The following is a 14,210-nucleotide window of genomic DNA, read 5'->3' as shown; positions in this document are numbered from 1 at the left end:
CTCTGTCATTACCCTTGCCTTTCGCCCTGCTACCAGCCTCTGCTGCCCGCAACAGCACAGGCCTATTCCATATCCATATCGAACGAATCGCTGTACGCGTCGCTGCCGCGTTCGACATCCACCGCGCGCAACAGATCGATGAGGTTGAAGCCCCCATCATGATGCCAGCCGGATTTCGCCCGATCCATCTCACCGAGCGGACAGATGCGATTCACACCGACCTCGGCCAATGTATCTGCAAGACCAAACAGTCTGGTTGAATCCACAGCGACACCGCAGCTCTGCAGCCAGCCACGGCAGGAAGTCAGTCTTCTGGCAGCGTCCAACAAATCTGGCACCGCCACCACGTTGACGGTGCGGTTCAACGGCGACATCAGCGAAGCAACATCCTCGTCGGCACCGCTACCGTCAAGTTCTCGATACAGCACCGACCATGCCGTGCTATGGCCACTGGCGAACACCGCGGCCTTCCCGCCCATCAAGGCTCTCATCTCAGCGTCGGTGCGCGCCCGCTGAATGGCCACGTTCTCGGCGTCACTCAATACGGAGCGCGGATATTTGCGCTGCTGATTCTCAAGCTCGCCACCGAGCAGCTGAGCCACTTCACGAGGGGTGAGGGCTCCATCAGTCTCCACGAACACGGTCTGCGGAGCCAGGCAGCTTTGCTGGTCATATGTGGCGATGTCAACAGCCACACGATGCACGGTATCGGCATAGGTATCAGGACGCAAAGCCTCTCGGCCAATGAACGCCAACCCGACTTTTGCTCCGTAACCTAGACAGGGCTTGGACCCGGCGACTTTGCCCGCAATCAATTTGGTAGTCTGCGAAGAACCGTAAACAATCACGGCATCGGCCGCATCGATGGCTGAATCCTCGAGCTGCTGCGAGCCGCCCTTCCATGGAACCACCGCAATGGCATCAGCGAGGTCGGAATTGACCATCGCAATGCTGCGAGCAAAGAACGCAGGCATCACCGGCTCGGAAAATGAAGATTTGCCAAGAATCGCGCCTTTGACCAGCAGGGTCATCGCCATGCTCCACACGGGAATCCCCGGCACATTGCTGGAGAACACCTGATAGGTGAGCGCTGGGCCCACATATTTAGAGTATCCCCCCGCCTTGTTCGGCCGGAATTCGTCGAGCATAGACGGCTGACCGATTTCGGAGTCAAGGAACCGGAGCAGTTCACGACGCCTGAACTGGCGCATATACCGTTTGAGCTCAATCCGCACCATGTCAGGCTCATATCCGGTGATTGCGGGAATCAGCAGTTCAGCCTGACGCCGCAGCTCAAAATCCGGATCGGCCCATAGTTGGGCCGCGTCGGCCACGATGTCGAGAATATCGTTGACACTCATCGCGGCAAGCGTGCGGTTGCGAACATCGACAAGCTGCTTGGCAAGGGAAGTCACCTTTGAGCCATCCAGTCGCGGATAGCGCAAACGCTTCACCCCATCCGATGTGGCGACCTCATAGATTTCGTAATCCGAAACATCCACTCCCGAGGGCAGGTGGAAGACATCAATGGCCTGACTCACGGATTCATCAACGGTTGGCACTGATGACCTCGTCTACCGCGATTGAGCACCCACGAGCCTCGGCTCCCTTCGCCCTGCCCTGCAGCAGGAATCCGTCCGGGGTCCGATGGCCGAGGTCCTCGGTCAGAATACCGATGCATGAATTCCAATTGGCAAGGTCGTAATGGGCTATCACACCGGTCTCACCATCCTTGACGGGAGTCAGCGTTTCCGGATCGAGGAAGACCGTGCGCACCCAGGCGGGGTTCGCCTTGAGATAGTTGCTGGTGCCATCCGTATACCACGACAGAATATTTTGGTCATAGATCTGCGAGCTCAACTCGGTCATGCCATACATGTTGACGCAGTGGTGGCGCGGCACCCCCAGTGTCTGTTCCAGCTCATCAAGCATCTGGTCTTCGGTGATGTCGCGCTTAGTGCTCTTGAAGCCGCCAGTGTCGAACAACCGGCTATCGGGGGCCAGCGCGAACGTCAGATCATGCTCATGCAGGTAATCGAACAGATACAGATAGGACGACGAGACACCCATCAGCATCACCGGTTCACCGTCAGACACCGCACGGTTAAGGAAGGCGATGATTTCATCGAACTTGAGTCCATGCTCGTCGAAGAACACACCGCTGCCTTCGCTGCCGCAGCACTCCACGGCCTTGGTAAGGTAGCGCGACAGGGAGGAGTTCTGGTTCATGTCCCATGCCGGCGAAATCACGGCGATGCGGATACGCTCTCGATCCGGCATGATGAAATGACGGAACGGCACAATCATTGATTCATCCCACACCTCAAGATCGGGATGGAAGTTGCGCCCACGCATCTTGCCGCCATGCGTGGTTCCGCTCGTCATGAATACGGCTTCGCACTGCTCGGTCGGTATGGTCGAAAGGTCAAGGTGCTTGAACCCGTCCACCGGCATCGGCGGAATCTCCCGCCAATCCTTGAGCGTTGCGGGGGTGACGCGTTTAGCCGCGCAGTAACGACGGTACGGCAGATCATACGTGTACTGATAGATGAACACGTCGCGCGCCAACGCACCAAACGCCTCTTCCGGGGCCTGCTCACAGCCATAGGTATGGATAAAATCCAGAATCCCGCGCTTGATACGACGCGCGTCATCCATCACATCAGTCATTGCATCGCTCCTGTCAATATCCAATATCAACCAGCATTATCGTTCATCGTACGCCGCAGCGCCAGTCCCATCCGCCGGATCGGCTGCTGGAACATCCACGGACGCCGGCGCACGATGCTTCGCCACCAAATCCGGAAGAGCGACGAAAAGCGCATTGAGAATGATGGCGCTGAATACACCGACCATGATGTTGTTGCCAAAGAACACGCTTGCGCCGCCGGTCAGGCCGGAGAGCGCCTTGGGCAGGGCGATGCCGAGCAACAGAGACATGCCGATGACCGTTTGACGGCGCTCGTCATCAGCGACCTTGCGCAGGGCGCGCAGGCCGGTCACGATTAGGCTGGCCGCAGCCGGCAGGAAAATGCCTCCGACGACTGCCGAGGGAATGACGGACAGCAACGCGCCCGCCTTTGGCACGAAGCCCAGAATCAGCAACAGCACAGCGGCGATGATCACAGGCGTGCGCGTGCGCAACTTGCCTTCGCCGGTCAGGTTGAGCAGGCCGACATTTTGCGGGTAGGCGGTGGTGGTGAATCCACCAATCAGCGAGGAAATGGCTGAACCGGCCGCCTCGCCGGCAAGACCGTAGCGCACCTGCTTGCGTTCGAGGGACGTGCCCTGAATCTCAGAAGCCGCCTGATAGACGCCGAGAGCTTCCATGACGGCAACCATGTAGGCAATGAAGAACGGGATGAAGATCTTCCAGTCAAATGTGAACGGACCGTAGGGCAGGAAGGTCGGCAGGCCCAACCATCCCTTGGATGCCACAGGAGAGAAGTCCACCATGCCAAACGCTGCGGCGACCACGGTGCCGACGACGAGCGCGATGAGGAATGAGAACGACTTGAGCAGGCCCTTGCCGAGCAACGACAGGACAAGCACAATCGCCGTGGTCAGAATCGACACGGTCAGGATGTGCGGATCGGCGAACGTCTTGTCGCCGGGAGCCCCGCCTAGAAACTCGCTCAGCGTGAATCCAGACAGCGAGACACCGACCATAAAGATGACCACGCCCGAAATCATCGGAGAGAACAGGAACCGCATCCGCTCTATCACACCGGTCAGGCACAGCAACAGGAACACAAGCGAAGCGATGAGAATGGACGAACTCGCCGCCCCCAGCATGCCGGCCGTACCTGCCGCGATCATCAACGCGTCAAACGCGGCTGACGGCCCCTGCACCACCGGCAGGCGAACCAGCCGAGTGGCCTGAACCAAAGTAACCAGACCAGAGACGATGAAGATGGCGTTAATCATGTTCGACGACAGGGCAATAGGTAAGCCGATTGCTCCGGCCACAAACACCGGATCAAGCCAGACGTTGGAAACAAGCACATGCTGGAAACCCAGCAGTACGTTCTGGGCGGTCAGCTCCTTGCGTATTGACATACGCTTCCTCTCTCTCAACGCGCATATGGGATGCCGAGCCGAACAGAGGAGTTCAACCGTCGCATTCCCTACGCGAGTGTTAGCTCACAGGTTCGAAGGGTTCGGCACATACCGTCTCAGCCTAAAGCACCCCTTACGAATCGGTTTTCGCACGTCACCGTAACAAACCTTGACATCTCCGTCAAGAAGATTCGTGCTTTTCGGCAGCTGCCCGATGTGAGATAACAAACAGTTTTACGAATGGAGAAGGAATCGAAGCAATGCGGCCAGACTCACCAACCCCACAGGACCATGGACTTGGAGTCGGCGGGAGTGTAGTTGGAGTCGCCGGTGGCGCCGGCAGCGATATCGGCGGCAGTATCGCGGCCGGGCAGTTCGCGGGTTTCGCGGCGGATGGCGTTGCGCCAGAGGCGGGCGCGGTTGGAGCGTTGTATCTCCACGATATTGCCGTCACGGCCTGCGGCGAAAACGCTCTCCTGGTCGCCGGTTTGCATGCGTTTGACTTCGCGGCGCAGTTGGCGATTCTCTTCTTCGAGGACCAAAATGCGCGCGATACCGGAAAGGTTGATGCCCTCATCCTGGCTCAGGCGCTGAGCTCGGGTCAGGCGGGCAATGTCGCGCAGGCAGTAGCGGCGTGCGCCGCCATCGGTGCGCTGCGGACGAACCAAACCGAGGCGGTCGTACTGACGGAGAGTCTGGGGGTGAATGTTGGCCAACTCGGCGGTCTGGCCGACGGTGAAGATGGGCAGTTCGATGTCGAAGCCGACGTCATCGGCTCCGTCGAGATCGGCCCTGCCCATCACGAGCGCGGTTGCGCACATCGCGTATAACTGCTTCATCTGGTTGGCTAACCGCGCCATTGTTCACCTCCTGATTACAGGCTGAGATAGTCGCCGGCTTTTTCGTCGAATTCTTTGGCGGCGTGCTTGACGGCCAGACCCGGCTTGGCGGGGACCATGATCTGCACACGGCCGATCAGATCGCCCGGCTGGTTGCTGCGCTGGACGCCAAGTCCCGTGAGCTTGACTTCCGCGCCGGAGCTGGAGCCTGCCGGCACCTTGAAGGTAACGGGATTGCCGTCGATATCCTTGGCCTCGACCTTGCCACCGGCCACGGCCTGGCCCACGGTGACGGGCAGGTCCATGACGATATCATGGCCGCGCATCGAGAATGTGGCATCGGGCTTGACGGTGACGTGCAGGTACAGGTCACCGGCCTTGCCGCCGTTGATGCCTAGCTTGCCCTTGCCGGCCAGCTTGATTTTCTGTCCGTCCTTGACGCCCGCAGGCACGTGGGCCTTGAACTTCTTGCCGTCCACGGACAGGGACACGGTAGCGCCCTTGACCGCCTGACGCAGGGTCAGGCTGATCTTGGAGTTGCGGTCCTCGCCGTTTTCGGGGCGCGGGGCCTCCTCATAGCCATAGCCGCCGGCATTGCCGTACGGCGATTGGCCGTAGCCGCCATACGGCTGGCCGCCCTGACCTGCAGCACCGCCGAACATCGAGAAGATGTCGTTGATGTTGTTGGGGCCGCCGCCCGAAGTGGAGAAGCGGATGCGCGAGCCATTGCCGCCGGCACCCTGGCCGAACATGGAACCAAAGATGTCGGAGAAACCGGAAGCATCGAAGCCGCCGGAACCGCCGGCGAAGCGGGCACCGCCCATGCCGAACTGACGAATCGCGTCGTACTTCTGGCGATCTTCCTTCTTGCTCAGCACGTCATAGGCTTCGGAGATGTCCTTGAACTTCTCCTCGGCTTCCTTGGTCTTGTTGACGTCAGGATGGTATTTGCGGGCGAGCTTGCGGTACGCCTTCTTGATGTCGTCGTCCGAAGCGTCCTTGGAGACACCAAGGACTTTGTAGAAGTCTTTGCTGAGCCATTCGTTTTCAGCCATTCATGTCTCCTTTCTAGAAAAGTCTTTATGATTGGCTCCCCTCAGAGAGGGGAGCCAAGGTAAATATCAACTCATTGCAGCGAGCTGGATGTCAGTTTTGCGGGGAGGCTACTACTACTCGGGCGGCGCGGATTACGCGATCGCCGATGCGGTAGCCGGCCTCGACCACGGTGTCAACCGTTTCCTTTTCGGCATCCGCGTCCGGCTTGTGCAGGATCGCGTCATGCTTGGTGGGGTCGAAGTCCTCGCCCTTTTCGCCGAACTTCTCGACACCGAACTTCTCGAAGGCCTTGTCAATCTTGGTGGCGACGGCCTTGAACGAGTCGTCCATCTCGCTGTGTTCGCGAATGCGGTCGATATCGTCGAGGGCGGGCAGCAGCGCGGTCAGCACGTCGATGATGCCGTGCTGGCGGAAGCGCTCCTGCTCCTTCTGCGTGCGATTGCGGTAGTTGATGAACTCCGCACGTTCGCGTTGCAGGGCTTCGAGGTAGTCTGCGGCTTCCTTCTTGGCCTTGCCGAGCGGGGTGAGGGTGTCTGCGGAATCGGACTGGCCTTCGCCAGTCTTCTCTCCCTCAGCTGCGGCAGGAGCCGCGTCGGCTCCTTCATTGGAAGGAGCCTGGGCAGCCGAATCCTGCGCAGAGCCGGACTCGGCGGAGGCGTCAGCCCCTGAAGAGGCCTGAGCGGCAGCCTCAGCATCTGAGGGATCCGGCAGGTCGTTCAGGTAGTCGTCCTTGTTGAACTCGGACATCACTTGTTGTCCTTGTCGTCATCGTCGTCCACGACCTCGGCCTCGACGGTGTCGTCGTCGGAACCGGAGGCGGAGCCAGCGGAAGCGCCGGCACCGTCAGCACCAGCGGCAGCACCCTCGGCACCCTGCTGGGCGTAGAGGACCTGGCCGATCTTCTGGGCGGCGGTCATCAGCTCGGTCTGAGCGGTCTTGACCTTCTCGGTGTCGTCACCCTTCAGGGCTTCCTTCAGAGCGTTGACCTTGTCGGTGACTTCCTTGACGATGTCGTCGGAGAGCTTGTCCTTGTTGTCGTTGACGAGCTTCTCGGTGGAGTAGGCGAAGGCCTCGGCCTGGTTGCGGGTCTCGGCGTCTTCCTTGCGCTTCTTGTCCTCAGCCTCATGAGCTTCGGCTTCCTTGACCATGCGGTCGATCTCGTCCTTCGGCAGGCCGGAACCACCGGTGATGGTCATGGACTGCTCCTTGCCGGTGCCCTTGTCCTTAGCGGACACGTGCACGATGCCGTTGGCGTCGATGTCGAAGGTGACCTCGATCTGCGGGACGCCACGCGGAGCCGGAGCGATGCCGGTCAGCTCGAAGGTGCCCAGCGGCTTGTTGTCGCGAGCGAACTCACGCTCACCCTGGTAGACCTGAATCAGCACGGACGGCTGGTTGTCTTCAGCGGTGGAGAAGACCTCGGAGCGCTTGGTCGGGATGGCGGTGTTGCGATCGATGAGCTTGGTCATGATGCCACCCTTGGTCTCGATACCGAGGGACAGCGGGGTCACGTCGATAAGCAGGACGTCCTTACGGTCGCCCTTGATGACGCCGGACTGCACGGCGGCACCGACAGCCACAACCTCATCCGGGTTCACGGACTGGTTCGCTTCCTTACCACCGGTGAGCTCCTTGACGAGTTCCTTGACGGCGGGCATACGAGTGGAACCACCGACGAGCACCACGTGGTCGATGTCGCTCACGGAGATGCCGGCGTCGTGCAGCACGTTGTTGAACGGCGTGCGGCAGCGACCCAGCAGGTCGGAGGTCATTTCCTCGAAGTGCGCACGGGTCAGAGTCTCATCCAGGTGCACCGGGGTGCCGTCAGGGGTCATGGCCAGGTACTGCATGGAGATGCTGGTGGAGGTGGAGGAGGAGAGCTCCTTCTTCGCCTGCTCAGCGGCTTCCTTCAGACGCTGCAGCGCGATCTTGTCCTTGGACAGGTCGACGCCGTACTTGTTCTTGACTTCGGAAACCAGCCAATCGATGATCTTCTGATCCCAGTCGTCACCACCGAGGTGGTTGTCGCCGTTGGTGGCCTGAACCTGAATGGTGGAGAAGCCGTCGTCATCCTTGCCAATCTCCAGCAGGGAGACATCGAAGGTGCCGCCGCCGAGGTCGAAGACCAGGATGCGCTCGTCTTCCTTGCCCTTCTCAAGGCCGTAGGCCAGAGCGGCTGCGGTCGGCTCGTTGATGATACGCAGGACGTTCAGGCCGGCGATCTTGCCGGCGTCCTTGGTGGCCTGACGCTGGGCATCGTTGAAGTATGCCGGGCAGGTGATGACGGCGTCGGTGACGGGCTCGCCGAGGTAGGCCTCAGCATCCCTCTTCAGCTTCATCAGGATCTGCGCGGAAATCTCCTGCGGGGTCCACTTCTTGCCGTCGATGTCGACGGTCCAGTCGGAGCCCATGTGGCGCTTGACGGAAGAAATAGTGCGGTCAACGTTGGTCACGGCCTGACGCTTGGCCACTTCGCCGACGAGGATCTCGCCGGACTTGGAGAAGGCCACCACAGACGGCGTGGTGCGCGCGCCTTCAGCGTTGACGATAACGGTGGGCTCGCCACCTTCAAGAGTTGCGATGCAGGAATTCGTGGTTCCCAGATCGATACCAACTGCACGTGCCATAATGTGTGCTCCTTAATTACTCGTTTGTTCTTACGTTCTTTGCCCAAGTTCCGATTGGTCGTCTCTTGGACCTTCCAAACTTGAGCCTACATCACTCAACTTCCATTTGGCAAGTTCTATTCCCAATTTCAACACAAAAAGTTGAGTATGTTTGGCTCAAGTTTTTTGTGGGAGTGACTGACGGCGATGACGGAGTGGTGCGTTTGGAGCCAAAATCCACTTATACAGAAAACTGCAAGGGGTGACTGGGGCGCGCCATCAGCCTTGCCATCAGACTTGCCAGCGGCGGCGCGCGATTGCGGCGCATGGGGTGTGTCGGCGACGTTATTGTCGCTGGGGGCATCGATGCGCTGAATAACTCAGACACAGTGTTTGTCGCCGATTTTCTGCGGGAATTGTTCGGCAATATCGCCAGGTATGCCGATCCGACGCAGCGTTACGTGGTGCTGGTTTCCGCCGCTCAGGACCACGTCACCATTGATGTGACGGACCGCCCACGTCAAGGTGGCACGACGCTTGAGGGGCGGCATTCCGGGCTTGCGTACTATCGGGAGCGTGTGCTGCATGCGCACGGGGATTGGGATGTGCGGGAGAAACGCGGGCAGTGGGTACTGCATGCTTCAGTGCCGGTCGATAACGCTGGCTAATCGACAACACCGGCTCATCAATAACGCCGGCTAATTGATACCGCCAATCACTCGATAACGCCAGCCAGTCAATAACGCCGGTCCCCGGCCGCGCCGGCGTGGGTCGCGAGCGAGGCCGCCATCGCGACCGCGCAGACTGCGGCGGCCACCGCGACGCCCTTGTGCTGTTTCACCTTGTGCATGAAAAGTTCCTTTCCACTGACCGCACGATGAGTGCAATCGCGAAGGCCATCCCACGCACTGCACCCGGTATGCCACGCCCTTCGGCAACCATGCCGAACTTATCGCCGCATACCGGGGCGCACCCGGATGTTGCAGAAAACTGCAACCGGGCTCAGCTGCGCAGCAGAATTTCTTCGAGCGCGCCGGCCACCGCATCGGGCATGTCGGTGATCCAGAAATCGTTGGCGTAGCGCGGACCACGGTTCATGGTGCGCAGGGCGCCGATCGCGCCGATGCCGAGCTTGTGGACCGCCTGCAGCGCGAGCTCCTTGGTGCGGTAGAGCATCTGGGCGTGCAGCAGTAGGTCCATCGCGTCCGATTCGACCGGATTGTCGGCGATGCGCAGACCGCCGGGAATCTCGATGCGCAGACTGGCAGCCGAGCTGATGCCGGTGACGGACACGGTCAGGCTCATGGTCGCCTCGTCGTACGCCACCGTTGCCTCGACCGGAGCCTCGCCGGACCATGCACGCACGCCGCTGGCCGCATCGACCGGCGCGACGCCGCGGAACACGACCGTCCAGTCGCGCGACTCGGGTACGGCGGACGTATCGCCGGTAACCGGCGCGACGGTGAAGGCGCTGGGCGACGCATCGGCCCCGCCCCACGTGAACGCTATCGCGGTGTCGGCGCTGGTGGCGCCCCACGTGCCGCGATCCTCGCGCATGACGAACGAGCCGTCGGCACCAGGGAACACCAGCACGCGCAGGGCCTGCGGGTTGGCGATAGAGTTGACCGCTTCGCCGGATTCCGCGACGTCCTGCAACGGCACGATCGCGCCGGCCTTGGCGAACACCGGCGTGCGGTCGAGCGAGCGCCAGACCTCCAGTCGGCGGCCGGCGGCGTCGGATGAGACGTATCGGCGGCCGTCGAAGAAGTCGAACCACTCCCCCTGCGGCAGCCAGGCGTCGGCGCGGCCGCGGCAGGCGGCGGCATCGTCCGGGGAGACGATCGGCGCGACCACGAGCTCGGTGCCGAAGCGGAACTCGTCCGGCACCTCGTAGGCGTCCGGCGTATCCGGGTTCTGCCAGTACATCGGCTCGACCAGCGGACGGCCGGCTTCGGCGGCACGGTAGTTCATGGTGTACAAGTACGGCATCATCGCGTGGCGCAGACGCAGCGCGTCCACCATCGCGGCGCTCACGTCACGGTTGAAGTTCCACGGCTCCTTGCCGGAGAACGGCGAGTTGGACGAATGCAGTCGGTTGATCGGGCTGAACGCGCCGAGCTGGTACCAGCGGGCCTCCAGCTCTTCGTTGCGGTAGCCGAACATGTGGCCGCCGATGTCGTGGCTCCACCAGCCATACCCGATGTTGGAAGCGGTGGCGGTGAACTGCGGCTGGAAGGCGAGCGATTCCCAGGTCACGATCGTGTCTCCGGAGAAGCCGACCGGGTAGCGGTGGGAGCCGGGGCCGGCGTACCGGGAGAAGGTGAGCGGCCAGTTGCCGCCGCGCCCTGAGTCGAGGTAGTGCATGTGGTTGAGCATCCACAGCGGGTCGAGACCTTTCTCGCGGGTCACGCCGCCCTGCTGCCAGTCCAGCCACCAGAAGTCGACGCCTTCGGCCTCCATGCGGTGGTGCATGTCGAAATAGGCGTCCACGAAGTCCGGGTTGGTGAGGTCGAATTCCACGTTCTCCTCGGTGGCCGGGTCGATGCCGACGCGCTTGGCGACTTCGGGGTAGGCGTCCTCGAACGCGCGCACGCCGTCGCGCGGGTGGACGTTCAGTGTGGTGCGCAGGCCGCGCCGGTGCAGGTCGGCGAGGAAGGCCGGCGGGTCGGGGAACAGTTCGCGGTTCCACGAGTAGCCGGTCCAGCCGGAACCGTACTTCGGGTCCACGTCGTCCACGCGATGCCAGTCCATGTCGATCACGGAGGTGGTGAACGGGATGCCCTCGCGCTTGAAGCGGTCCATCAGGGCCAGATAGCCGTCCTGCGTGTACCGGTAGTAGCGGCTCCACCAGTTGCCCATGGCGAAGCGCGGCAGGAGCGGCGTGGGGCCGGTCAGGCGATAGAAGTCGCGTACGGCCTCGATGTAGCGGTGGCCATAGCCGAAGAAGTACAAGTCCGTTTCGGCGGTGGCGCGCGGGGATACCCAGGTGCCGAACGGGTTCGCCTTGCCGTTCACCGTGTCGGTTTCGATGATGATGTTGGCGGCGGAATCGTCGATGACGGCCCAGCCGTCGCGCGAGATCACGCCGTTGTCAAGCTCGATGGCGCCGTCCGCCTCGTCCAGCGTGCGGGCGGTGCCTTTGAGGTTGCCGCGCTGGGCGTCGCCGTAATGCCAGGTGTTGAACTGGGTGTCGGCCACGCCTTTGACGACCACGCTCAGGCCTTCCTTGCTGAACGGCTGCTGGTCGTAGACGATGGTCAGGGCCGCGGTGTCGATGATGACGCGGCCGTCACGCTCGGTGACGCGGCGTTCGACTGGGCTACCGAAATCGCGGTTCAGGACGGTCTGGGTCGGGCGGTTCTCGAATACGCCGGAATCGGACCATTCGAATCGCACGAGCGAATCGGTGATGAGTCCGATGCGCCAGTGCTCGCCGGACACCACATTGTCGGCGCGCATGGCCGGCGTGGCGTCGAGGCGGAAGTCCTGCGGATCGGGCGAGGTCGGAGACGACTGCTTGAGTTGTGGTGACTGTGCCATGGTTACCCCTTCTGTACGGTTATTCACGATGATACGAGTGATGCGGCCGCGGCTCCCCGGGACTGGTGGGAGACTGCGGCGCGGTTCGGATTCGGCCGAAACCGGCCGGGTTTACTTGCCAGAGCCGGTGGCGATGCCGGCGATGAACTGCTTCTGGAACACCAGGTAGACGATGACCACCGGGATGATGGTCACGGAGGTGGCGGCGAACAGTCCGCCGTAATCGGTGCCGTACTGGCCGGAGAACATCTTGAGGCCCACCGACAACAGCTGCTTGTCGTCATCGGTGATCATGAGGAACGGCCAGAGGTAGTCCTCCCAGTTCCACAGGAAGGTGAAGATGGCGAGCGCGGCGATGGAATTGCGGCTCATCGGCAGCACCACCTGGTGGAAGATGCGCCAGTCGCTGGCGCCGTCGAGGCGGACGGCGTGCGGGCGGAGCAGGGCATCCTCGGAGTTGTGGACGTTGAACAGCACGGGGGCGTTCTTGTTGCCCTTGAGCGAGAGCGGGGTCTTGACCCAGTAGTCGCTCCAAGCCACCTGCGAGATCTTGAAGGTGACGTTCGGGTGGATCTTCTCGTACTCGTGGAGCATGGAGATCACCGGGTCAGTGCTTTCGTCGCCCCAGGACCAGTAGCCCAGTTCGATGGGCTGGCCGTCGTTGACCAAGTGGTTGGGGTCGTAGGTGATGGTGTCGCCCATGACGGCCAGGCCCTTGTCGGCCTGGGTGTCGACGACGCCTGACGAACCGCTCGAACTGCAACCGGTTGCAAGTGCCATAATGCTCACGGTTGCAGTCAGCGCGGCGAGAGATTTCTTGATCTTCATTATCTCCCTTACTTCCTCGCAAGCTCTAAGTGAACACGGTTCAGCATACGGGTGTCGAACTAGTTCGGCAACCCGGCTTTCTCAGCCATGCAAACCGTTACATTTGCAACCTGTTACATTCCAAAGCTATTGAGACCATATTGGTCTATATTTTCGGCGTGTCGCAATATCGCAACCCATTGCACTATGACTGTCGTAAAACGTACTGCAATGATTTACAATGAAGAGAAGTTTGTCACACCGTCAACTTTGAAAAACCGGGAGGGGCCATGAAAGCCAGCATCGAGGACGTCGCCAGGCAAGCAGGCGTCTCCACCGCCACGGTCTCCCGCGCGTTCTCCCGCCCTGACATGGTCTCCGCCAAAACGCGCGCCAAGGTGATGGAGGCCGCCCAACAACTCGACTTCTCGGTATCCCGCATGGCCGGCATCCTCAAATCGGGCCGCTCCCACCGCGTGGCGCTGCTGGTGGGCAGCAGCAAGCTCGACTGGTTCACCTCGCGCATCATCGAAGGCCTCAACGAAGTGCTGCGATCGGCCGGCTACGATCTGGTCATCCAACCGATCGGCGACGCGGGCGCGCGCGAGGAGTTCTTCGACGAACTGCCGGTGCGCGGCAACGCGGACGCGGTCATCGTCTCGTCGTTCGCCATCACCCCGGCCGAAATCAGGCGACTCAACACCACGCGGATCCCGCTCATCGGCATCAACACGGCCTCGCAGGGGTTCACCGCCTCCGTGGGCATCGACGACAAGGCCGGCATCCGGCTGATCGTGCGCCATCTGACCACGCTCGGCCACCGCAACCTGTTGTATTTGTACGAGACGTTCGATGCCACGATGGGCTTCAGCTCGCACAACCGCGTCACCGGATTCCTGGAGGCGTGCAGCGAACTGGACGGCGTGACCGGCCAGACGATGGACATGCAGGCCGGCGACGATCCGGTCGACGCCGCCCTCACCGCGCTGCTCGCGCGCGACGACGCCCCGACTGCCCTGTGCTTCCATCAGGATTCGCTGGCGATTCCGCTGTTCTTCCGCCTGCGCCAATGCGGCATGGCGATTCCGACCGACCTGTCCGTCACCGGATTCGACAACAGCACGTTCTCGGGCGAGGTGGGGCTGACCACCGTGCGCCAGAAGCCGTACGACATGGCCGTCGCCGCCGCGCGCAAGGCCCTGGACCTTATCGAGGGGCGCACCCTGGACCAGCCGCACGAGATCTTCCCCGTGCAACTGCTGGTACGCGACTCCACCGCCGCGCCGCGGGTGCGCGGCTGAGC

11 protein-coding genes and 1 riboswitch are annotated in these 14,210 nt (G+C 61.5%); of the genes, 2 read left to right on the top strand and 9 right to left on the bottom strand.

Annotation, left to right across the window (positions count from 1 at the left end; genetic code table 11):
- Positions 1 to 62 precede the first annotated feature (62 nt).
- From BLLJ_RS00655 to dnaK, 7 genes are all read right to left on the bottom strand, one after another.
- Positions 63 to 1,562, bottom strand: coding sequence for an acyl-CoA reductase (locus BLLJ_RS00655; RefSeq protein WP_007057589.1), 1,500 nt, complete (start codon positions 1,560 to 1,562; stop codon positions 63 to 65).
- On the bottom strand, positions 1,549 to 2,670 hold the full coding sequence (locus BLLJ_RS00650) for a LuxE/PaaK family acyltransferase (protein ID WP_007051635.1): 1,122 nt from the start codon (positions 2,668 to 2,670) through the stop codon (positions 1,549 to 1,551). The genes BLLJ_RS00655 and BLLJ_RS00650 overlap by 14 nt, the downstream gene beginning before the upstream one ends.
- Positions 2,671 to 2,706: 36 nt before the next feature.
- The gene (locus BLLJ_RS00645) at positions 2,707 to 4,059 is read right to left on the bottom strand and encodes a solute carrier family 23 protein (RefSeq protein ID WP_007054673.1); all 1,353 of its coding nucleotides are present in this window, start codon (positions 4,057 to 4,059) and stop codon (positions 2,707 to 2,709) included.
- A 47-nt stretch (positions 4,060 to 4,106) separates the two neighbouring features.
- Positions 4,107 to 4,203, bottom strand: a riboswitch (TPP riboswitch).
- A 128-nt stretch (positions 4,204 to 4,331) separates the two neighbouring features.
- Positions 4,332 to 4,919: a heat shock protein transcriptional repressor HspR gene (locus BLLJ_RS00640; RefSeq protein ID WP_007054672.1), complete on the bottom strand. Its 588-nt coding sequence runs from the start codon at positions 4,917 to 4,919 to the stop codon at positions 4,332 to 4,334.
- A gap of 14 nt (positions 4,920 to 4,933) precedes the next feature.
- A complete protein-coding gene (locus BLLJ_RS00635) occupies positions 4,934 to 5,953 on the bottom strand; it encodes a DnaJ C-terminal domain-containing protein (protein ID WP_007051638.1) in 1,020 nt (339 codons plus the stop codon).
- A 91-nt stretch (positions 5,954 to 6,044) separates the two neighbouring features.
- The gene (gene grpE, locus BLLJ_RS00630; protein WP_007055523.1) at positions 6,045 to 6,701 is read right to left on the bottom strand and encodes a nucleotide exchange factor GrpE; all 657 of its coding nucleotides are present in this window, start codon (positions 6,699 to 6,701) and stop codon (positions 6,045 to 6,047) included.
- Entirely contained in the window at positions 6,701 to 8,581 is a 1,881-nt protein-coding gene (gene dnaK / locus BLLJ_RS00625) for a molecular chaperone DnaK (RefSeq protein WP_007051640.1), read from the bottom strand. Before dnaK ends, grpE begins: the two co-directional genes overlap by 1 nt.
- 305 nt (positions 8,582 to 8,886) lie before the next feature.
- Here dnaK and BLLJ_RS00620 point away from each other — a divergent pair, with 305 nt between their 5' ends.
- Entirely contained in the window at positions 8,887 to 9,228 is a 342-nt protein-coding gene (locus BLLJ_RS00620) for an ATP-binding protein (protein ID WP_230317347.1), read from the top strand.
- Positions 9,229 to 9,562: 334 nt separating this feature from the next.
- Here the strand turns inward: BLLJ_RS00620 and BLLJ_RS00615 are convergent, their stop codons facing one another.
- Together BLLJ_RS00615 and BLLJ_RS00610 are read right to left on the bottom strand one after the other, a co-directional pair.
- Positions 9,563 to 12,100 (bottom strand): glycoside hydrolase family 31 protein, encoded by a 2,538-nt coding sequence (locus tag BLLJ_RS00615; protein WP_013582331.1) that lies wholly within the window; start codon positions 12,098 to 12,100, stop codon positions 9,563 to 9,565.
- A 111-nt stretch (positions 12,101 to 12,211) separates the two neighbouring features.
- Positions 12,212 to 12,928, bottom strand: a complete 717-nt coding sequence (locus BLLJ_RS00610; protein WP_007051643.1) for a carbohydrate ABC transporter permease — start codon at positions 12,926 to 12,928, stop codon at positions 12,212 to 12,214.
- 269 nt (positions 12,929 to 13,197) lie between these two features.
- Here BLLJ_RS00610 and BLLJ_RS00605 point away from each other — a divergent pair, with 269 nt between their 5' ends.
- A complete protein-coding gene (locus BLLJ_RS00605) occupies positions 13,198 to 14,208 on the top strand; it encodes a LacI family DNA-binding transcriptional regulator (protein WP_007051644.1) in 1,011 nt (336 codons plus the stop codon).
- Positions 14,209 to 14,210 lie beyond the last annotated feature (2 nt).

Origin of the sequence: Bifidobacterium longum subsp. longum JCM 1217, from assembly GCF_000196555.1 — a bacterium.
GTDB classification, from domain to species: domain Bacteria; phylum Actinomycetota; class Actinomycetes; order Actinomycetales; family Bifidobacteriaceae; genus Bifidobacterium; species Bifidobacterium longum.
This window is presented reverse-complemented; position numbering and strand designations above follow the sequence as displayed.